The sequence below is a fragment of the Mucilaginibacter gossypii genome (assembly GCF_017569325.2).
GTDB lineage: Bacteria > Bacteroidota > Bacteroidia > Sphingobacteriales > Sphingobacteriaceae > Mucilaginibacter > Mucilaginibacter gossypii.
Genome location: NZ_CP071878.2, coordinates 3,234,620 through 3,254,846, shown reverse-complemented (window position 1 = coordinate 3,254,846; position 20,227 = coordinate 3,234,620). Strand labels below are relative to the sequence as shown.

19 protein-coding genes are annotated in these 20,227 nt (G+C 42.6%); 17 read left to right on the top strand and 2 right to left on the bottom strand.

The window, feature by feature from the left end; genetic code table 11:
* Nucleotides 1-5: 5 nt before the first annotated feature.
* Nucleotides 6-422 (bottom strand): winged helix-turn-helix transcriptional regulator, encoded by a 417-nt coding sequence (locus J3L18_RS13570; RefSeq protein ID WP_091171363.1) that lies wholly within the window; start codon nt 420-422, stop codon nt 6-8.
* Between the two features lie 80 nt (nt 423-502).
* Here J3L18_RS13570 and J3L18_RS13565 point away from each other — a divergent pair, with 80 nt between their 5' ends.
* The 9 genes from J3L18_RS13565 to J3L18_RS13525 all read left to right on the top strand — a co-directional run bounded on the left by J3L18_RS13565 (nt 503) and on the right by J3L18_RS13525 (nt 10,956).
* Nucleotides 503-1,387: an NmrA family NAD(P)-binding protein gene (locus tag J3L18_RS13565; RefSeq protein WP_129567549.1), complete on the top strand. Its 885-nt coding sequence runs from the start codon at nt 503-505 to the stop codon at nt 1,385-1,387.
* A gap of 246 nt (nt 1,388-1,633) precedes the next feature.
* Nucleotides 1,634-2,986 carry a DEAD/DEAH box helicase gene (locus J3L18_RS13560; RefSeq protein WP_129567548.1) on the top strand — a complete coding sequence of 451 codons (1,353 nt, stop codon included), beginning with the start codon at nt 1,634-1,636 and terminating at the stop codon, nt 2,984-2,986.
* 9 nt (nt 2,987-2,995) lie between these two features.
* Complete coding sequence (locus J3L18_RS13555) at nt 2,996-3,262, top strand: hypothetical protein (RefSeq protein ID WP_090524369.1); 267 nt, start codon at nt 2,996-2,998, stop codon at nt 3,260-3,262.
* A gap of 8 nt (nt 3,263-3,270) precedes the next feature.
* Nucleotides 3,271-3,603 (top strand): gliding motility protein GldC, encoded by a 333-nt coding sequence (gldC, locus tag J3L18_RS13550; RefSeq protein ID WP_090524371.1) that lies wholly within the window; start codon nt 3,271-3,273, stop codon nt 3,601-3,603.
* A gap of 10 nt (nt 3,604-3,613) precedes the next feature.
* The gene (locus tag J3L18_RS13545) at nt 3,614-4,051 is read left to right on the top strand and encodes a hypothetical protein (RefSeq protein ID WP_091171377.1); all 438 of its coding nucleotides are present in this window, start codon (nt 3,614-3,616) and stop codon (nt 4,049-4,051) included.
* A gap of 86 nt (nt 4,052-4,137) precedes the next feature.
* Nucleotides 4,138-7,590: a response regulator gene (locus J3L18_RS13540; protein ID WP_129567547.1), complete on the top strand. Its 3,453-nt coding sequence runs from the start codon at nt 4,138-4,140 to the stop codon at nt 7,588-7,590.
* 2 nt (nt 7,591-7,592) lie between these two features.
* Nucleotides 7,593-8,423, top strand: a complete 831-nt coding sequence (locus tag J3L18_RS13535; RefSeq protein WP_176844517.1) for a CheR family methyltransferase — start codon at nt 7,593-7,595, stop codon at nt 8,421-8,423.
* Nucleotides 8,413-9,000: a chemotaxis protein CheB gene (locus tag J3L18_RS13530; RefSeq protein ID WP_091171384.1), complete on the top strand. Its 588-nt coding sequence runs from the start codon at nt 8,413-8,415 to the stop codon at nt 8,998-9,000. Before J3L18_RS13535 ends, J3L18_RS13530 begins: the two co-directional genes overlap by 11 nt.
* A 27-nt stretch (nt 9,001-9,027) precedes the next feature.
* On the top strand, nt 9,028-10,956 hold the full coding sequence (locus J3L18_RS13525) for a hybrid sensor histidine kinase/response regulator (protein WP_129567545.1): 1,929 nt from the start codon (nt 9,028-9,030) through the stop codon (nt 10,954-10,956).
* On the opposite strand, the gene J3L18_RS13520 is transcribed toward J3L18_RS13525, so the two are convergent.
* Nucleotides 10,953-11,438 carry a methylated-DNA--[protein]-cysteine S-methyltransferase gene (locus J3L18_RS13520; RefSeq protein WP_129567544.1) on the bottom strand — a complete coding sequence of 162 codons (486 nt, stop codon included), beginning with the start codon at nt 11,436-11,438 and terminating at the stop codon, nt 10,953-10,955. The two genes, J3L18_RS13525 and J3L18_RS13520, sit on opposite strands and share 4 nt — an antisense overlap.
* 92 nt (nt 11,439-11,530) lie before the next feature.
* Between J3L18_RS13520 and J3L18_RS13515 the strand changes: the two genes are divergently transcribed.
* The 8 genes from J3L18_RS13515 to ccsA (J3L18_RS13480) all read left to right on the top strand — a co-directional run bounded on the left by J3L18_RS13515 (nt 11,531) and on the right by ccsA (J3L18_RS13480) (nt 20,218).
* Nucleotides 11,531-12,214, top strand: coding sequence for a heme exporter protein CcmB (locus tag J3L18_RS13515; protein WP_091171395.1), 684 nt, complete (start codon nt 11,531-11,533; stop codon nt 12,212-12,214).
* A 191-nt stretch (nt 12,215-12,405) separates the two neighbouring features.
* The gene (locus J3L18_RS13510) at nt 12,406-13,590 is read left to right on the top strand and encodes a carboxypeptidase-like regulatory domain-containing protein (RefSeq protein WP_129567543.1); all 1,185 of its coding nucleotides are present in this window, start codon (nt 12,406-12,408) and stop codon (nt 13,588-13,590) included.
* Nucleotides 13,591-13,669: 79 nt separating this feature from the next.
* The gene (locus J3L18_RS13505) at nt 13,670-14,380 is read left to right on the top strand and encodes a leucine-rich repeat domain-containing protein (RefSeq protein WP_129567542.1); all 711 of its coding nucleotides are present in this window, start codon (nt 13,670-13,672) and stop codon (nt 14,378-14,380) included.
* Between the two features lie 82 nt (nt 14,381-14,462).
* On the top strand, nt 14,463-15,137 hold the full coding sequence (ccsA, locus tag J3L18_RS13500; protein ID WP_317131846.1) for a cytochrome c biogenesis protein CcsA: 675 nt from the start codon (nt 14,463-14,465) through the stop codon (nt 15,135-15,137).
* A gap of 1 nt (nt 15,138) precedes the next feature.
* Nucleotides 15,139-15,348: a CcmD family protein gene (locus J3L18_RS13495; protein WP_129567541.1), complete on the top strand. Its 210-nt coding sequence runs from the start codon at nt 15,139-15,141 to the stop codon at nt 15,346-15,348.
* A 152-nt stretch (nt 15,349-15,500) separates the two neighbouring features.
* Nucleotides 15,501-16,937, top strand: a complete 1,437-nt coding sequence (locus tag J3L18_RS13490; protein ID WP_129567540.1) for a Glu/Leu/Phe/Val family dehydrogenase — start codon at nt 15,501-15,503, stop codon at nt 16,935-16,937.
* Nucleotides 16,938-17,335: 398 nt separating this feature from the next.
* The gene (locus tag J3L18_RS13485) at nt 17,336-17,746 is read left to right on the top strand and encodes a cytochrome c maturation protein CcmE domain-containing protein (RefSeq protein ID WP_091171412.1); all 411 of its coding nucleotides are present in this window, start codon (nt 17,336-17,338) and stop codon (nt 17,744-17,746) included.
* Nucleotides 17,747-17,755: 9 nt separating this feature from the next.
* Complete coding sequence (ccsA, locus tag J3L18_RS13480) at nt 17,756-20,218, top strand: cytochrome c biogenesis protein CcsA (protein ID WP_129567539.1); 2,463 nt, start codon at nt 17,756-17,758, stop codon at nt 20,216-20,218.
* Nucleotides 20,219-20,227: the final 9 nt, after the last annotated feature.

The following is a 20,227-nucleotide window of genomic DNA, read 5'->3' as shown; positions in this document are numbered from 1 at the left end:
CGTTTTTACATTTCGGCAAAAGTTTCTTCAGATGGAAACTCTCCTAAACTTCTATAAATTGCATTACCGCTCGCCTCGCTGTCCTTCACTGCCCATGTTGCCATTGCGTACATTACCGGCCGCAATTCCATGCCTGATTCGCTGAGCCGGTAGGTTACATGTGGAGGTACAACCGGTTTGGACTCTCTGATCAGCAGGCCGTCGGCTTCAAGTTGTTTCAGGTGCTGGATCAACATTTTTTCGGTGATGGTGGGGATAGATTTTTTTAGCTCGCTGTAACGCTTGCTTCCGGCTAAGAGGTGAAACAAAATGATCGGTTTCCAATATCCACCTATGCGTTCCATAACATAAGTTACCGGGCATTCTTTAAATGCTGCTTGTTTGTTTTCCTGTATGGTTGAGCTTTCTTTTATCGCTGTCATGGTAATACATACTTTAGGGTAAGTACTTGTAAAAAAGTAAGTGTAAAAATACCTTTGCTTTCAATAAAAACAAAAACATTATGAAAATTATAGTAACAGGTTCAACAGGCAATATAAGCAAACCTTTAACACAAACTTTAATAGCCGCAGGGCATAACGTAACAGTAATTAGCAGTAATGCCGATAAGGTAGCCGAGATAGAATCATTAGGCGCTAAAGCAGCAATAGGTTCATTAGCCGATGCTGATTTCTTAACACAAACATTTACTGGTGCCGATGCGCTTTACGCCATGGTGCCGCCAAGCTTTAGTGCCGAAAGTTTAAGGGCATACCAAAACGAAACTGGTAAAAGCTATGCCGAAGCTATCAAACGCTCGGGTATAAAAAAAGTAGTTGCATTAAGCAGCATAGGTGCGCATTTGGATAGCGGCGTAGGCCCTATAAAAGGCATTCACGATGTTGAAGGTGTTTTGAGCGGATTAGATGGTGTGGCCGTTAAATTTATCCGTGCACCATTCTTCTATATCAATTTTTTCAGTAATATCCCGCTTATTAAGCACCAGGGTATCCTTGGATCAAATTATCCTGCAGATGCAAGACTGATCATGGTACATCCTAAAGATATTGCAGCCGCAATAGCAGAAGAGTTGCAAAAGGATTTTACTGGTAAAAGCGTACGCTACATTGTAAGCGAAGAGTCGACACCCGGCAAGGCAGCTGCAATTTTAGGTGAGGCAATCGGCAACCCTAACTTGCCATGGATTGAGTTTACTGATGAACAGCTTGCAGAAGGCTTATCACAGGCAGGCGTTCCTCCTGAAATGACCCGCAACTTTGTTGAAATGGGCACTGCGGTAAAAAGCGGAAAAATCTGGGAGGATTATGATAAGCATAGGCCTGTATCGTCCGGTAAGGTGAGTTTGCAGGATTTTGCCAGGGAGTTTGCTGCGGTATACAACGGCTAAATTTTCTCATGTAAAAGTCATTATTGCTGTGAAAGCAGTAGTTGGCCTCACCCACCCCCCACCTCAGGTGCGGGGTGTTTACTTTTTTGAAGGCTTCACTTTTGGGAAATTTAGAGGTACCCCACTGATTTGTACCCAGCGATGATCACTTGTGAACGATACGCTCTTCTTGTTTCCTGGTTCTTACTTTCCTGACTCGCACTTTCCGCATTGTTCCTACTTCAACAAAAAGCCTATCTTTGCGGCATGGCAGTAACCTTTGAAGATCTTAAATTTAACCGGCAAATTTTAAACGCTATAGCCGATGCCGGTTATACCGAAGCTACGCCTATTCAGCAAAAAGCTATTCCGCCGATATTGAACGGACAGGATGTAATGGGTATTGCACAAACCGGAACCGGTAAAACCGCGGCCTATGTATTGCCCATCATTATGAAGCTTAAATATGCGCAGGGCGAACATGCCCGGGCGTTGATTATTTCGCCGACGCGTGAACTGGCCATGCAGATTGAGGAAAACATTAAAGCATTTGCCGCTTATACCGATTTACGGGTTGTTTTACTTTACGGAGGTATTGGCCCCAAAACACAAATAGAGCAGGTAAAAAAGGGTGTCGACATTATTGTGGCAACGCCCGGCCGTTTTATGGATATTTACCTTGCCGGGCATATCATGACCAAACCATTACAGGTGTTGGTACTTGACGAGGCTGATAAAATGATGGATATGGGCTTTATGCCCCAGATAAACCGAATATTGGAAGTGGTACCTGTGAAAAGGCAAAACCTGCTTTTTTCGGCTACCATGAGCGAGAAGGTGCACCAGCTTTCGGCTAACTTCCTGGAATTTCCTACGGTTATTGAGGTTACCCCGCAGGCTACGCCGGCACAAACGGTTAACCAGCATTTATACCATGTGCCCAATATTAAAACCAAAATAAACCTGCTCAAAAAGTTGCTCGATAACGAAGGCGACATTACCAAACTGATTGTTTTTTGTAAAACCCGTGCGGTGGCCGAAGACGTATTCAAATTCCTGACCCGCAAATTTGGCGAAGAGGAAGTGAAAGTGCTTCACGCCAATAAAGGGCAAAATACGCGCATCAACTCCATCAACTCATTTAAAAACGATGATGTGAAGATCCTGGTAGCTACCGATGTGGCATCGCGAGGTATTGATGTTAGCGATGTAAGTCATGTGATCAATTTTGATGTACCGGTGGTGTATGAGGATTATGTACACAGGATCGGTCGTACAGGTCGTGCGTTGCAATCGGGCGAAGCCATTACTTTTGCTACACCGTCTGAAGAGTATTATATCCGCAAGATTGAGAAACTAATCAAGCAAACCATTCCCGTTGAGCGTATTCCCGACGATGTGTTTATTGAAGAAACCCCATATGAGGAAAGGCAGGACCAGGCGCGGGAAATAGATATGCAAAAGCGCAAAGAAGACCCCGATTTTAAAGGCGCCTTCCACGAAAAAAAATCCCTTAACCAGCGCAAAAAGTTTGATGCCAATAAGGATAAAGCTAAATACGGCTCAAAAGCAGCAAGGCAGGGTACAGGCCGATCATCCAAAAGCAAAAAAAGACACTAAGCCCCATCAATGAAATTCAGATTTACCCCTTTAAACTTTTTTACCGCGTTTTTGGTGGCGGTAGCAGCCTATGTTTTTATTTATGGGGCTGGTATGGCCGGACGCCCGCTTGAACATTGGGGTGGCACCATAGGTTGGATCTTTTTATTGTTTGCCTTCGTGGTTTTTGTGATTGATATCATGTTCCGCAACTTTTTTATCGAAACCAAAAAAATATGGATGGTGGAGACCTTCTTCATCGTTCTGGTTATAATTATATTCTTACTTGTTAAATAAAATTTGAAATGAAAACCGCTGAAATAAAGCTTACCGTTACGCTTGATGATAATAATGTTCCTGAGCACATTCTTTGGGAATCAACCGACTCAACCAACAAGGAAGCGTTGCCTGTAAAATCAATGATGCTTGCCCTGTGGGACCAAAGCTATAAAAACACCCTGCGCATTGACCTTTGGACAAAAGATATGCCTGTTGATGAGATGAAGCGATTTTTTTATGAAACCCTGCAAACCATGGGCGATAGCTTTTTACGTGCAACCGGCGAGAAAAATATTGTTGAAGACCTGCGCGACTATTGTGCCCACTTTGCCGATAAAATGGAAATAACACAAAAATAACAACCTAAATATGCGCCTTAGCTCAATTTTATCATTTGCAGGTTTTGCATTGCTTTTTGCTGCAACCTATTGCCCACTGCTGCGGGTATTCCATGTAACCAGCTGGAATATTTACAAGCTTAACCAACCTTATGGGCTGGTACTGTTGTTGGTAGCTGTTGTTGGCATTATTGTATCGTTCCTTAACCAGGCTAAGATTATGCGTGTGGCGGCCTGGCTGTCGATAGTACTTGTTGTACTGTTGCTGGTTGCTGCCATTTTTAAAGTAAATTCGGCATTTAGCTTTATTCCGTTTAAAGGCATTAACAGGTTTTTAACCAGCCAGCTTAAATTTCAATGGGGTTGGTATGTGATGTTTGCCGGTCCTGTTTTGGCTTTGATCGGCGCTTTGAGCAGCCGCCCTAAAGTTTTTATCTCAAACACTACCGATACTACGACAGTAAATTAATATTCCTTGTATGTTTAATTAGCTGTAATATTAACATTACAGCTTTTTTTAAACATATTTGTAATTCAGATTAATACGGATACCTAATGTTAAAGTTTTCCTTCCGCCAGCAGGTTTTAGCTGGCTTTGTAGTATCAATCATTCTTGTTTTTGTGGTGGGCATCTTGTCTTTTAACAGCCTGCGCCAATTCGAGGAGGATAACACCTGGGTTAATCATACTCAAAGGGTGATCCGTACTTCAACAAGTTTATTGCAGGAGTTAATTAATGCCGAAACAGGCATGCGTGGTTATGGAGCTACCGCTAAAAAGGTATTTCTTGAACCGTATAATGCCGCTTTACCTAAAGTAGCCGATGACCTGGCCACGCTAAAAGACATGGTGAAGGATAACCCTGTGCAGGTAAAACGCGTCGATTCAATCAATAAGCTGGTGAAGGAGCAATTGCTGATCCTTAAAACCAATGTTGAAACGCGCGATAGCCAGGGGCTTGATTACATGGTGCAGCGCAACATGTTTGTAAATGGCAAGGAAAATATGGATCAGATCAGAATGCTGATCGACCACATGACCAATACAGAGGAGAGATTGCTTGCCAATAGGAAAGAAAATTCGCAGGAGGCATCAACCTTTGCCAAGATCGTAATTGCATGCGGTTCGTTGGTTTTCCTGTTCATCATCCTCATGCTGTTCTTCTACATTCAAAAAACTTTCGATCAGCAAAAGAAAATTGAGGATGAAATCAGGGTTGCTAATATTGAACTTGGAAAAGTGCTTGCCGATAACGAAGCCAAAAACTGGCTGCTCACCGGAACCGGTCAGCTGAATGAAAAAATGCAGGGCCAGCAGGTTGAAAAAGAATTATCCAATAATATATTAACCGAAGTTTGTACCTATACCAATGCCGCGGCAGGTACATTTTACCTTTATAACGAAGCAAGCAACAGGCTTGATTTTTATGCTTCATATGCGTTCCACAATCCTGATTTTGTTAAAAAGTCGGTACAAATGACCGAAGGCTGGCTTGGCCAGGTAGCTAAGGATGGTAAAGCGGCGGTTGTAAAAGGTAAACTGAACGATAAGCTTGAGCTTTCATCATCGGTATTAAAAACTGAACTGGCCGAATCATTTATCATACCTTTCTTTTTTGATAAAAAGCTTAAAGGAGTAATGGAGGTTGCTTTTAATGAAGGGATCTCGAAAAATAAATCAGAATACATTTTAGCTATCGCTAATGATATAGGTATAGCTGTTAATACATCACAGGCGCGTACTATTATGCACGACCTGTACGAGGAAACCCAGCAGCAGGCCGAAGAGCTGGAAGCACAACAGGAAGAACTGCGGGTTACCAATGAGGAGCTTGTTCAAAAAACTGAAGAGCTGCAGGCCTCAGAAGAAGAGCTCCGGGTACAGCAGGAAGAACTGCGTACCACCAATGCCGAACTGGAAGAAAAAGCCAGTTTGCTTGAAGAAAAAAACCAGGCCATTGAACAGGCCCGCCAGGCTATTAACCTTAAGGTTGAGGAACTGGAAACCACGGGTAAATACAAATCGGAGTTTTTGGCCAACATGAGCCATGAGCTGCGCACGCCGCTTAACAGTATCCTGGTACTGGCACGGATACTTAAAGATAACAAGCCTGCCAATCTTTCTGAAGACCAGATCAAATATGCCAGCGTTATCTTCAACGCCGGTAATGACCTGCTTACTTTGATCAACGATATCCTCGACCTTTCCAAAATTGAATCGGGCAAGCTGGATATGCAAAATGAAGATATTAAGGTAGGTGATATTGTTGGCGATATGGAAATGCTGTTTGCCGAAGTAGCCAGCAACAAAAAAATTAATTATACAACAAGTATAGACAGGCAACTGCCGCAAACCATATTTACCGATAAGGTACGTATAGAGCAGGTGATCAAAAACCTGTTAAGTAATGCGTTTAAGTTTACTTCTGAAAATGGTTCTATCGCTATCAATGTAAAGCCGGGTATTAAAAATAAAACCATCAGCTTTGCTATCAAAGATTCGGGGATCGGGATCCCTGCGGATAAGCAAAAAGTAATATTTGAGGCATTTCAGCAGGCCGATGGTTCAACAAGCCGTAAATATGGCGGTACCGGTTTAGGTTTATCTATAAGCCGCGAACTTGCTTTCCTTTTAGGCGGCAGCATAACCCTGAGCAGTGAGCCGGGCATAGGCAGCGAATTTGTACTTACCGTGCCTTTTGAAGCTAAATTAACACCTGCGGCCTTAATTGAAGAAGTATTGCCAACTGCCGAGACTTTTAAACCTGTAACAGAGTTCCTGAGCCCGGTTAAAGCGGCCCCGCGTGAGCCCGGTAAAGAACCCTTGGTTGTAATTGTTGAGGATGATAAAAACTTTGCAAACATATTGCAGGATTATGCCCGCGATCATGGTTATAAATCAATTATGGTATATGAGGGTACCCGGGCGGTTGAAATTGTGAAGGAAGCCAAACCCGATGCGGTGATCCTGGATATTATGCTGCCGGGTAAAGACGGCTGGCAGATTTTGAAGGAGTTAAAGAATGATGAGGATACAATGCACATTCCGGTTCACCTGATGTCGGCCGGGGATGCCGCAGCAAACCGCGTACGCCGGGAAGGTGCCATCAACTTCATGAAAAAGCCTATCAATACCGAAACGCTGGATAAACTTTTTGCCGATATCATGGTACAAAGCGGCACCAGGTTTAAACAGATCCTGCTGGTTGAAGATCACAAAGCCCAAAGCCAGGCTTTGAAAGACCTTATGCAAGGCCAGGGCATCACCGTCGACCAGGCTTTTGACGGCGAATCTGCATTTAGGATGTTGCATGAAAACGAGTACCAGTGTGTGATCCTTGACCTTAACCTGCCTGATATTTCGGGCTTGGATTTGCTGGATAAGATCAAAGAGGTTGACCGCTTTGCGTCACTGCCGGTTATTATCAATACTGCAATGGAGCTTGATAAAACATCGGTTAACAGGCTAATGCACTATGCCAACGCCATGGTGGTTAAAACCAATAAATCATCCGACAGGCTGATTGATGAGGTTAACCTGTTCCTGAACAAGATAAGCGAAACGGCGATTGCCCCGGCACAACAAGCGCCATCATCGGCCAAACCTAAAACACTAACTAAAGGCAAGGATGCCATTAAAGGCAAGAAGGTGCTCATTGTTGATGACGACATGCGCAATATTTTTGCGCTGAGCAGCGCCCTGCAAAGCTATGACCTCAATGTAGAGATAGCTAATGATGGTGAAGAAGCCATAGCTAAACTTGAGGATATAAAGGATATTGACATCGTGCTCATGGATATCATGATGCCTAAAATGGATGGCTATGAGGCTACCAGGCATATCCGTAAGCAAAACAAATGGGCTAAATTACCCGTAATAGCATTAACTGCAAAAGCAATGAAAGACGACCGCGAGAAATGTATAGCGGCCGGCGCCAATGATTATATCACCAAGCCAGTTGATATGGACAGGTTGATATCGCTCATGCAGCTTTGGCTTGAAAGTTAGTTATGGATACAGAGCAGGGAATTATATCACATGCACAGGTTCATGAGCTTATTGATATTGTAAAAAAGGTTCATGGGTTTGATTTTTCGGGTTATACCAAAGCTTCATTAAAACGGAGGTTAACCCGTATTATGCTGCTCAACAAGTTTGAGTTTTATGACCTTAAACATGTGCTTATTAATGATGCAGACTTTTTTCAGAATTTCCTGGAAGAGATTACGGTTAACGTAACCGAGATGTTCCGCGATCCTTCATTCTATCGTGCGGTTAACTCACAGGTTGTTCCATATCTTTCAACTTATCAGCACGTCAAAATCTGGAGTGCAGGCTGCTCAACGGGCGAAGAGGTTTACTCTATGGCCATATTGCTGAACGAAGCTGGTTTGGGAAAAAAGTCGTTCATATATGGCACGGATATCAATACCGAGGTTTTAAAGGAGGCCCGTAAAGGGATCTACAGTTTGCGTAATATAAAAAGCTACGCGGAAAATTATCAATATACTGATTTAAAAGGTTCAATTACAGATCATTTTACCATTTTGTACGATGCCGCGTCGATACACAATGAATTAAAACAAAATACACTGTTTTCGGTACATAATTTAATATCTGATACTGTATTTAATGAGTTTCAGATGATAAGTTGCCGGAATGTTTTTATTTATTTTGAAACGTACCTGCAGGAACGGATCCTTGACCTCTTTTATAAAAGCCTTTGCCCTCTGGGTTATTTATGCCTTGGCAGTAAAGAAACTATCCGGTCAGATTCGTTTAAGAGCAAGTTTAAGGTGATCAACCAAAAAGAAAATATTTACCAAAAAGTTGGGACCTGATAAAAAGTTACTGGAAAGATGGCATGCCGCCCAGATCGTATTATTGGGCGGATCGGCAGGCTCGTTTAAAATTTTATTCCGGATCATAAAAGATCTTCCTGAAAAACTGGGGAAAACCGTAATTCTTATCATACACAGGAAAAAAAATTTTTTCAGCGAAATAGAAAAACTATTTGCCGAGAACAGTCGTATGTACATGCGCGAAATTGAGGACAAGGATATTCTTAAAACGGACACTATGTATATTGCCCCGGCAAACTATCATACCTTAATTGAACGCGGCGGTTATTTTAGCCTGGATGTTTCGGAACCGGTATGGTATTCAAAACCATCAATTGACGTTACTTTTGAAAGTGCCGCCGAGGTTTATGGTGACAGGTGCATGGCGATATTGTTGTCGGGAGCTAACCAGGATGGCGCCGAGGGCTTATTAAAATTAAAGAAAAGCGGCAGCCTTACTATAGCGCAGGAGCCCGGCGACGCGGAAATGGCCGAAATGCCAAAGGCAGCTATAAATTTAGGTGCTGCTGATTATATTTTGACACAGGATGAGATTTTTAAACTTTTACTTTCATAACAATCACCACCCCCTAATTAATATTAAATGACCCCTGTTAATATTCTAATTGTTGATGACAGAGAAGAGAATATTATCGCGCTTGAAGCATTGCTTAAACGCGATGATATTAAAATGTTCTCTACTACCTCGCCAAATGAAGCCCTTAAAATTGCCTGGGAAACCAATATTGCCATTGCTTTAGTTGATGTTCAGATGCCCGAAATGGACGGCTTTGAACTGGTGGAAATGCTTAAATCAAACCCACGTACCAAAGATATCCTGGTTATTTTTGTTACAGCCATTTCAAAAGAAGCCAAGTATGCTGTTAAAGGCCTCGGTACCGGCGCTGTAGATTATCTTTACAAACCGCTCGATCCTTATATTACATCGGCCAAGGTTGATTCATTTGTACAACTGGCCCGTACCCAGGCCGAAATAAAACAAAAGAACGATGAGCTGCAGAATTATGCCATCGTTGTAAAAAACTCGGCCGATATTATAACATCGGTCGACGCGCAAAGTCTCCGCATTGACAATATCAACCCCACCGTCGAAAAGATAATGGGTTTCAGGCCTGATGAACTTATTGGCAAAAGTATTGTTGACCTGGCCATAGACGATCATAAGCCGTCGTTTCGCAAAAAATTGGGTGAAATCATAAAAGACAACCTGGGCTATGCCATTTTTGAATTTAAGTTTGAAACCTTTGATAAAAGGGTAATTTGGGTGGAGTGCCGGGCGGCATACCGTAACAAAACCATATTTATTAATATCAGCGATATTTCTCCGCAAAAAAGTTACCAGGAGCAGCTTATCAAATCAAAAGAAAGCGCGGAGTACAGCAAAAAGGTGAAAGAAACCTTTTTGGCCAATATGAGCCATGAGCTGCGTACACCGGTTAATGGCATTATAGGTATCACTTCGCTTTTGCGTAAAACAGGCCTTACCGATCAGCAAGTGGGTATGCTTGATTTGCTTGATACCTCCTCAAAATCGTTATTGGGTGTGATCAATGATGTACTTGATATCTCAAAAATTGAGGCTGGTAAATTCAGTATCATCCGTACGGCCAATAATGTTTATGACATTGTAAACTCGGTTTTTAACCTGCTTAAATTTAAAGCCGACGAAAATAATATTGAGTTTTTGCTGGATATTGAAGATGAAGTACCTGAATACCTCATGGTGGATTCATTGCGCCTGAACCAGATATTGATGAACCTGATCAGTAACGCCCTTAAGTTTACCGAAAGGGGTTATGTAAAGCTGAAGATTACCGTACTTCAAAAACACAATGAAAAGGTAAAGCTGAAATTCAGTGTTGAGGATACGGGCATCGGGATCCCGGCCGACAGGCTTAACAGCATCTTTGATTCATTTGAACAGGCCGAAGACGATACCGTAAGCAAATATGGTGGTACCGGGCTTGGGTTAACCATAGTGAAAAAGCTGGCCGAGCTAAAGGGAGGCGAACTTACCGTAAGCAGCCAGGTAGGCAGAGGTAGTACTTTTAACTTTGTATGCTGGTATACCATCACTGTTAAACCCAAAACTAAGGTAACTCCCAAAACTGATAAGATATTGCCGCCGTTTAATAACGTACGGGTGCTGGTAGCTGAAGATAACATGGTTAACCAGTTTATGCTCTCCAAAATATTAAAGGACTGGAATGTAGAGGTAGAGATGGTTGATAACGGCCGCAAGGTTATTGAGAGGCTTACCAATAAAGACTATGACATTATTTTAATGGATACCCATATGCCCGAAATGAACGGTTACCAGGCAGCTAAAACCATCAGGGTTGATTTTGAGGAGCCTAAACGGAGTATTCCCATCATATCGCTTTCGGCAGCAAGTTATGACCATGAGCAGCAGGAAGCATTATCGGCAGGGATGAACGATGTGCTTTCAAAGCCGTTTCAGCCATACCAACTGCATGAAAAAATGTCGAGGTTATTGAAGGTGGGCGTTTAAAACTCAAGCCTGGTTTGCCCAACACCCATTACCTTTGCCTCATGCTCAAGCAGCCATTTTTTGCGCCATATACCACCTGCATAGCCGGTTAAGCTGCCATTTGAACCTATTACCCGGTGGCAGGGCACTACAACCCATAGGTTGTTACGGCCGTTGGCAGATGCTATTGCCCTTATAGCCAACGGATTGTTCATTTGGTTTGACTGCTGGGCGTAAGTAATGGTTGTTCCATAAGGGATCTGGATCAACTCGTCCCAAACCTGTTGTTGAAACTCGCTGCCTTCCTGCTTTATAGGAAAGGTAAATTGCTTCCTTGTACCGGCAAAGTATTCATTTAACTCATCAATAGCAGCTTGCAGCAACGGGGTGGGAGCGGGAGCAATCTCATATTCCTCATCGCGTATCGATACTGATGCTATAAAGCCATCTTCTTCGGTAATGCGGGCAATGCCAACTGGCGTGCGGAAATAAGCTACAGGCATGGTAATTGGTATGTTATATTCAAAATTAAGCTAATTTTTTTAGCTTGTCAAATGCCCTTACTCACTCGCAGGTAATTATTACATTTGCGGTGATGAAACTTGTTAATGAAACCTGGTACCTGCTCAAAAAGGAAGTTTTGCTGGAGTGGCGGTCCAAATATGCTTTTAATGGCGTTTTGCTGTATGTGGTTTCAACGGTTTTTGTTTGTTATATCTCCCTCAACTTAAACCCCGGCTTTTCCAACAGCAGTGGTTACCCCATAGTTTGGAACGTGTTGTTTTGGATCATCATGCTGTTTGCATCGGTAAATGCCATTGCCAAAAGCTTTATGCAGGAAAGTAAAAGCCGGTTACTCTATTATTACTCCATTGCCAGCCCGCAGGCTATCATCCTGTCTAAGACAATCTATAATATTTTGCTGATGGCTTTGTTAAGCACATTGGCATTGGTGGTATTTAAAGTGTTTTTTCCCAATACTCTTGGCGACCCGCTGTATTATTTCCTTGCCGTATTATTAGGGAGCGTAAGTTTTTCTACTGTGTTCACCATGATCTCGGCCATTGCATCAAAGGCCGGTAACAATGGTACACTGATGGCTATATTAAGCTTTCCGGTTATTATCCCGGTTATACTGGTGCTTATTAAGCTAAGCAAGAGCGCTATGGATGGGGTAGACCGGAGTTTCTTTTACGGCAACATAGGCGTTTTGTGCGCTATCAATGCCATTGTAATAGCTACTGCCTTACTGCTTTTCCCATACCTGTGGAGGGACTAATTTGAATTGGCCGAACCGGATTTAAGAATCAAGAAACAGGCTGAATTAAAAAGATTAAAAATGTAAATTCTCTAATTCAATAAATTCGGGTTCAGACATTACCGCAACAAAAATTATACACCGGCAATTCATTAACCGTTCATAAAAAATGCGTTTTTTAGCGGATTGAAAAAATATCCTAATTTTAATTAATGCGTTTTTATTGGTTTTTGCTTATCGCGTTTATATGTCCGCTCATAGTTTCGGCACAAACCGGTACTATTACAGGTAAGGTAGTGCGGGCTGATACCAAAAGCCCGGTAGCCAATGCCAGCGTGTTTTTGAATAATGCCACCTACGGTACCTCAACAGCCGAGGATGGTACTTTTACCCTGGCTGGCGTGAAGCCAGGACAATACCAACTGGTCGTTACCGGCGTTAGCATTGAAGAATACTCCACAACGGTACTTGTTGGCCGCGAACCTGCAAAATTGAGTATCGATGTCAACCAAAAAGTGCTGATGCTGCGCGAAGTAGTGATCAGCAGCAGTGCCGACTGGAAAAAAAATTACGAACTGTTCCGCAAGGAATTTGTTGGCGATACCGAAAACGGCAAGGAATGTAAAGTAACCAATCCGCATATTTTAAATATCATTTATCATAGAGGAAAACAGCAGTTGGAAGCCTCTGGTGATGAGTTTTTGGTGGTAGAGAACCTGGCGCTGGGCTATCGTACCAAATTTTTGTTGAAGAACTTTTTGTATGATGCTATTGAGCACACCATATCCTATTCGGGAAGTGCCCTGTTCGAGAACCTGCCCGGCAGCGCAGCGCAGAAGAAACTCTGGAAGCAGAAACGCGAACAGGCCTATTATGGATCGGCTCAGCATTTTTACCGCTCGCTTTATAAAGGAAAGTTAAAAGAAGAAGGGTTTGAAGCACACGATTTTACAAGGCAAATTAACCCTGAACGACCTGAGGAAGCGGTATTGATGCAGAAGATGAAAAAGTACCGTGAGGGCCCGCGCGATTCGGCAATGCGGTACTATAATCTGTCGAAGATGACTAAATGGTACCGTGAAAACCTCGCCAAACTGCCCTACCAGGAGTTTGAGATCTTGCGGAAAACACCACAGGATGGGATTTATGCGCTTACTTTTCCACACTTCTTATATGTAGTATACACCAAACGCGAAGAGACTACCGAGTTTAAGGACATTTACCATCCGTTGGATATGCCTAATTATGAAACAAGTATCATGACCAAATATTCAAGTTATATTGCTTTTGATATGAACGGTATCGTGGTATCGAGCCCAAGCCCCCTTTATGAGGGTTCATGGTCAAAAGCAAAGCTTGGCGATTTGCTGCCGGTGGATTATGAGCCGGGTGATTGATTAATTTCAGGAAGACTTTGCTTATTTCGAATTATATTTGCCGCCACCATCGCAGATATAATTCTTGTTACCATCCTTTATGAAATATATAAGCTATTTAGTGTTAGCTGTTGTTTTTGTTGCGCAAGGAGTTTCAGCACAACAAATAGTATTTAAAGACCAAAATTTAAAATCAGCTTTACTTAAAAGAGGCTATGATTTTAATAAAAACGGCGAAATAGAAGTATCCGAAATTGACACTGTGGCGAATTTAAACATTGCCAAAAGTGATATTAGGCTGTTAGATGATTTAAAATATTTTAAAAGTTTAGAAAGGGTTTATGCAATGTCTAACCAGATTGCGAACCTGGATGTGTTTTTTGACAATAATACGATTAAGGAAATTTATATCGGAGGCAATGTTCTCGGAAAAAAGTTGACGCTAAAGAATCTCAGAAATTTGACCGTTTTGGCGGCGGCCCATAATGACTTGGAAACAGTCGAATTAAATGGCACTGATAGCATAAGACAACTTTATTTACAGAGCAATGCGTTTAAAAACATCAAATTGGAAAACCTGACTAATCTCAGCGTATTAGAATTAATAGATAATAAGGCGTTAAAGACTATTGACATCAGACCAAACGTTGCTCTCACTTACATTGGACTGCTTTCAACGGCTGTATCCCAATTAGATATTTCCAATAACAAATTGCTGTCAACGTTTTATGTAAGTAATACTGTGAAAGTAATAAAGAGTGCCGGTCAGGAGAATTTTAAGTCCGCACCAGTTATAAGAGAGATTCACTAAAATGTGTAATACTTTATGTTTGCCTAAACTTAGTGTCGAATCAATGAGCAAATAATTAGTTACATTTGCCTGCATAAATCATATGAAGTTTATTTATCAAACATGGTGGAAGGTTGCGGCTGTTTTGCTGGTGCTGTCTACCTTTTACACGGGCCTGGTTTTCAAAGCGCCGAGGCTGCCAATTATTCACGAAACCATCCGTAATTTGTATTTTCACGTACCCATGTGGATGGGCATGCTGACTGTTTTTGTGGTATCGGTTTATTTCAGTATCAAATACCTGCAAACGGGTAAAGAAGAGCATGACCTTGCTGCTGTTGAGAGCGTTAATACCGGCTTGCTGTTTTACACCTTAGGCCTTTTAACCGGTATGCTGTGGGCAAAATTTACCTGGGGTGAATTTTGGAGCGGCGACCCTAAACAAAACAGTGCTGCCATCGCATTTTTGTTGTACTGTGCTTATCTGGTGCTTCGTAATTCTATTGATGAGGAGCAGAAGCGGGCCAAGATTTCGGCTATCTACAATATCTTCGCTTTCCCCATCATGATTGTGCTGATATTTGTTTTGCCCCGCATGACAGATTCATTGCACCCCGGCAGCGGCGGTAACCCTGCATTTGGTAAATACGACCTTGATAACGGTATGAAGATAGCCTTTTACCCGGCTATGTTAGGCTGGAGTTTTATTGCCCTTTGGATAGCAACTATCCGTTACCGCATCCGTTTAATTGAGAATAAGAAGAACGCTATAAATTAAGATGAAGAAATTAACGCTTTTATTGTTGCTGCTTACGTTTTGTACCGTTGTTTTTGCTCAGCCAGGGCAGCGGGTTGAAATGGCAGATACTTTGCGCCAGTCGGGAAAAATTTACGTGGTTGTAGCAACTATTTCCATAATTTTTGTTGGACTGGCCATTTACCTGTTTACTATAGACCGCAGATTAAAAAAAGTCGAAAACGAAAAGTAGTTCAAATAATATGTTTAAACAATTTAAACATATCATTCGTGACGGTGTTGACTGGTGTATAGGGCACACTAACTAAGAAATATTTGCAATATTGATAAAAATTGTACCAAATTTGCTCACTTTTTTAAGAGATTAATATTTATACAATAGTTATGGCTACGAATATTTTGATTGCCGACCAGGAAACACACTTCTTCAGCGACGTGTGCAAAAACTTCGATCATGCTGCCCAATTCACCAAACACGATGCAGGCCTGCTTGATCAAATTAAATCATGTAACAGTGTTTACCGCTTCCGTTTCCCCATTCGCAAGGGTAACAGTTTTGAGGTAATTGACGCCTGGCGCGTTGAGCACTCGCACCATCAGTCGCCAACCAAAGGTGGCATCCGCTACAGCGAAATGGTGAACGAGGATGAGGTAATGGCCCTCGCCGCGCTCATGACTTACAAATGCGCCATTGTTAACGTTCCGTTTGGCGGCGCCAAAGGCGGTATCAAAATAAACCCTAAAAACTACACCGTAAGCGAGCTGGAAAACATCACCCGCCGTTATACCGTTGAGTTAATCAAAAAGAACTTTATTGGCCCAAGCATTGACGTGCCGGCACCTGACTATGGATCGGGCGAGCGCGAAATGAGTTGGATTGCCGATACTTATGCTACCATGAACCCCGGTCAACTGGATGCTATGGGCGCTGTAACCGGTAAGCCTATCGCCCTGCATGGTATCGCGGGCAGGAGAGAAGCTACCGGCCGCGGTGTAGCTATAGCCACCCGCGAGTGCGTAAGCGTTGGCGAGGATATGCAAAGGATTGGCCTGTTGCCGGGTTTATCGGGCAAAAGAGTAATTGTGCAGGGCCTTGGTAATGTAGGTTACTATTCGGCTAAGTTTTTATCCGAAATGGGGGCGATAATAGTTGGCTTATGCGAATTTGAAGGCGCTATTTATAATGAAAACGGTTTAGATATCGAGGCTGTATTTCAGCACCGTAAGGCAACCGGTTCTATTTTAGGATACGCTGCGGCAATACAGGAATTTGCCAATACCATGGAAGGCCTTGAGCAGCCATGCGATATCCTGGTACCTGCAGCTCTTGAAAACCAGATCACCGAAGCAAATATCCGCAACATTCAGGCTAAAATTATTGTTGAGGGTGCTAACGGCCCAACCTCACCCGAAGCTGAATCTATATTTTATGCCAACGGCGGGATGATAGTACCTGACATGTTTGCCAACGCAGGCGGTGTAACTGTATCGTATTTTGAATGGTTGAAAAACCTAAGCCACGTAGCTTTCGGCCGTATGAACCGCAGGTTTGAAGAGAATTCAAATCTTAACCTGGTAAACATGGTTGAAGGGATTACCGGGGTAGCTTTAACCCCGGTACAGCGCTCAACCATTATCAAAGGTGCATCAGAGCTCGAACTGGTAAACTCAGGACTGGAAGATACCATGATCCGCTCATACCACGAGATCAGGGAGATCTATAAAAGCAATCCTGAGATTGGCACCCTGCGTAACGCAGCCATGGTTGGCGCAATCAATAAAATAGCGGTATCGTACCAAAATTTAGGTATCTGGCCATAATTAAGGATTTAATAGTTTCAATATATAGCGAGGTGGGTTTGAAAAAGCTTACCTCGTTTTTGTTTTTAATTATGCCGCGATAGGGATCGCAGCGGATACCGGCCAATGAGCGTAAAGCCTGCAGGCGTATGAGCGCAGAGCCCGGGCCGAAGGCATCGCCCCAATAGTGTCAGAATTCGCATTAAACGAATTTCAAGAATTTCCTCGCTTTTCGCAGAAGCACGTTTAACAGATAAGCACAGGTATTAACATTCGACCAATTCCTAAAATTCATCAAATTCGAGTTCTGACGTTTCTATCAAGAATGATTCTAAATAATACTTATGTCTTGTAATAAACATTATTCGCTGCACGTTTTGTATTTTTGCAAATCGTTATTTTAATAATATAAACCGCAGATGAAAAAAAGTGCAATTTTTGGTCTTGTTGTTATCGCTATAGCCATAGCGGTTATCATAAGTGTTTATTCAAGCTCAAGCACCTATGCAACCTTTGCCGAAGCGCAGCAAACCAGCAGTGAACTGCATGTAATAGGCCATTTTAGCAAGGGAAAAGAAATGGTTTATGACGCTGCTAAGGATGCCAATTATTTTTCATTTTATATGAAAGATAATAAAGGCGAAGAGCGTAAAGTTGTTTTTACCGGTACCAAACCGGAAGACTTTGAGCGTTCGGAGCAACTGGTACTTACCGGCCAGATGGTTGGGAGTGAGTTTCATGCATCAAAGATCCTGATGAAATGTCCATCCAAATACACGCAGGATAAGTTAGAAGTTACAGAAGCGAAGGCTAAACAAGCCAGCATTTAATCATTTTTGATGAATACAGTTTTTAAGGGCGAACACCTTTTACCGGGACAAATCGGCCAGTTTTTTATTGTTCTTTCGTTTGGTGCAGCCCTGCTGTCATTTATAAGTTACTATTTTGCTACTACAGATGATGCTGGCAAAGCAAACAGCAGCTGGCAGCGTTTAGGCCGTTTAGGTTTTTACGTAAATTCTATATCTATTTTAGGAATGGGTACATGCCTGTTCTATGTGCTTTATAATCATTATTTCGAGTACCATTATGCCTGGGCTTATACCTCGCGCTCATTGCCAGTTTATTACCTGGTATCAGGCTTCTGGAACGGGCAGGAGGGCGGTTTTTTGCTTTGGGCTTTTTGGCAGGCCGTTTTAGGTAACGTACTTATTGCAAGGGCTAAATCATGGGAGCGCCCGGTGATGACTGTTGTTGCCCTGTCGCAGGTTATTCTGGGAACCATGGTACTTGGGATCGATATTTTCGGTCAGCGGATAGGCAGCTCGCCATTCTTGTTGTTGCGTAATTCAGGTATCGAAGCGCCTATATTCTCGCAGCCAAACTACCTCGACTTTATAAAAGACGGGCAAGGAATGAACCCATCGCTGCAAAATTACTGGATGGTTATTCACCCGCCTACCTTGTTCCTGGGTTTTGCATCTATTATAGTTCCGTTTGCTTACGCGGTTGCCGGGCTTTGGCAAAAGCGATATAAAGAATGGGTACAGCCCGCTATATCATACGCCTTGTTTGGTTCTATGATATTGGGTACCGGTGTGATCATGGGCTCGTTCTGGGCATATGAGTCGTTAAACTTCGGTGGCTTTTGGGCCTGGGACCCGGTTGAGAACGGTTCGATATTTCCGTGGTTAACCATGGTTGCGGCATTGCACGTACTTATCGTATTTAAAAATACAGGCCACTCATATTTTACAGCTACACTGCTGGTATTGCTGAGTTTTGTACTGGTATGGTATACTTCATTCCTTTCAAGAAGCGGTATTTTGGGCGAAAGCTCAGTTCATGCTTTTACCGATTTAGGTATGTTTTGGCAGCTGGTTATCGGCATCCTGATATTCCTTGTTTTATCTGTTTGGGTTTTGGTATGGCGATGGAAAGAACTGCCTATCACCAAAAAAGATGAAGAAACATACTCACGCGAGTTTTGGATGTTTGTAGGTTCGGTATTTTTAGGGTTATCTTGCTTTCACCTTATTGTTGTAACATCGGTACCTGTATGGAATGCCATGTTTGGTACCAAGATTGCACCTCCTTCTGATGCTGTTAAACATTATAATGTGATCCAGTCGTCATTTGCCTTTGTGGTGACTTTACTTACCGGCTTTACACAATTTCTGAAATATAAAAAGACTGATATTACCCGGTTTTTCATTACTACAGGCGTTTACCTTTTGTTTGCCATATTGGTAACGGCGCTTGTTGTTTACTTAACCGGTGTTTATCGCCTTAATTTCGTATTCAATCTGGTGATGTGCGGTTCGGTTTACTCGGTTATCGCCAATGCCAAAGTTTTGGTAGATGCCTTTAAGGGGAAGTTTAAACTTGCCGGCTCGGCAGTGGCGCATTTAGGTTTTGGTTTGCTAATGGTTGGCGCAGTGATAGCGGCAGGTACCAGCAAAGTGGTTTCTGAAAATGCAAGCGGTGTGGTTAATGTGCAGGGCTTTGATGCCAAAGCAGGTAACGCCCGCGAAAATATTATGATCTACAAAAACACCCCGGTAAAAATGGGCGATTATACAGTTACCTATCTTGGCGATTCGATATCATCACCTTACCATTTTTACAGGGTTGATTATAAAAAGTTTGATGCTAACGGTAAATTGCTCGAAAACTTTGTGCTTAAACCCAAAGTGCAGGCCAGCCGTGATGCGGGAATGTCTTCATCGCCTGACACCAAGCATTATTTATTAAATGACCTTTATACTCACGTTACCGCTATACCAAGCGAAGGTTTTGCCATGCAGGGCGAGGCCGGGCATGACGAAGGTAACGATGATAAAAACTACGATGAGCCTGTAGCACACGAAGTTGCCATTGGCGATACCATCAGGTACCGTGACGGCTTTATGCTGATTAAATCATTAAACAAACAGGCTACGGTGCAAAATATCCCGCTTACAGCCAACGATGTGGCTATCGGCGCCAATATTGAAGTTCATGCGCATGATGGCAAGGTGTATACTGCCGAACCTGTATTCATGATCAGGGGCGGCAATGTGTTTGATTTTGCCCGCAAGGTTGAGGATGCCGGATTAAAACTGCGTTTCTCAAGGATCAACCCTGAGAATAAAAAAGTAGAAATCACTGTTTACCAGCAGCCGCAAAACAAACGCCCATGGATTGTGATGCGCGCTATCAGCTTCCCGTATATCAACTTCTTCTGGAGCGGTACTATCATTATGGTGATTGGCTTTTTGCTTTCTATCCAAAGGCGTAATAAAGAACTTAAAACCGTTTAAATTTGTTAA

Bases quoted from the DNA above. Each gene is read 5' to 3' on its own strand.
- J3L18_RS13570 (WP_091171363.1), bottom strand. From the start codon at position 422: ATGACAGCGATAAAAGAAAGCTCAACCATACAGGAAAACAAACAAGCA.
- J3L18_RS13565 (WP_129567549.1), top strand. From the start codon at position 503: ATGAAAATTATAGTAACAGGTTCAACAGGCAATATAAGCAAACCTTTA.
- J3L18_RS13560 (WP_129567548.1), top strand. From the start codon at position 1,634: ATGGCAGTAACCTTTGAAGATCTTAAATTTAACCGGCAAATTTTAAAC.
- J3L18_RS13555 (WP_090524369.1), top strand. From the start codon at position 2,996: ATGAAATTCAGATTTACCCCTTTAAACTTTTTTACCGCGTTTTTGGTG.
- gldC (WP_090524371.1), top strand. From the start codon at position 3,271: ATGAAAACCGCTGAAATAAAGCTTACCGTTACGCTTGATGATAATAAT.
- J3L18_RS13545 (WP_091171377.1), top strand. From the start codon at position 3,614: ATGCGCCTTAGCTCAATTTTATCATTTGCAGGTTTTGCATTGCTTTTT.
- J3L18_RS13540 (WP_129567547.1), top strand. From the start codon at position 4,138: ATGTTAAAGTTTTCCTTCCGCCAGCAGGTTTTAGCTGGCTTTGTAGTA.
- J3L18_RS13535 (WP_176844517.1), top strand. From the start codon at position 7,593: ATGGATACAGAGCAGGGAATTATATCACATGCACAGGTTCATGAGCTT.
- J3L18_RS13525 (WP_129567545.1), top strand. From the start codon at position 9,028: ATGACCCCTGTTAATATTCTAATTGTTGATGACAGAGAAGAGAATATT.
- J3L18_RS13520 (WP_129567544.1), bottom strand. From the start codon at position 11,438: ATGCCTGTAGCTTATTTCCGCACGCCAGTTGGCATTGCCCGCATTACC.
- J3L18_RS13515 (WP_091171395.1), top strand. From the start codon at position 11,531: ATGAAACTTGTTAATGAAACCTGGTACCTGCTCAAAAAGGAAGTTTTG.
- J3L18_RS13510 (WP_129567543.1), top strand. From the start codon at position 12,406: ATGCGTTTTTATTGGTTTTTGCTTATCGCGTTTATATGTCCGCTCATA.
- J3L18_RS13505 (WP_129567542.1), top strand. From the start codon at position 13,670: ATGAAATATATAAGCTATTTAGTGTTAGCTGTTGTTTTTGTTGCGCAA.
- ccsA (WP_317131846.1), top strand. From the start codon at position 14,463: ATGAAGTTTATTTATCAAACATGGTGGAAGGTTGCGGCTGTTTTGCTG.
- J3L18_RS13495 (WP_129567541.1), top strand. From the start codon at position 15,139: ATGAAGAAATTAACGCTTTTATTGTTGCTGCTTACGTTTTGTACCGTT.
- J3L18_RS13490 (WP_129567540.1), top strand. From the start codon at position 15,501: ATGGCTACGAATATTTTGATTGCCGACCAGGAAACACACTTCTTCAGC.
- J3L18_RS13485 (WP_091171412.1), top strand. From the start codon at position 17,336: ATGAAAAAAAGTGCAATTTTTGGTCTTGTTGTTATCGCTATAGCCATA.
- ccsA (WP_129567539.1), top strand. From the start codon at position 17,756: ATGAATACAGTTTTTAAGGGCGAACACCTTTTACCGGGACAAATCGGC.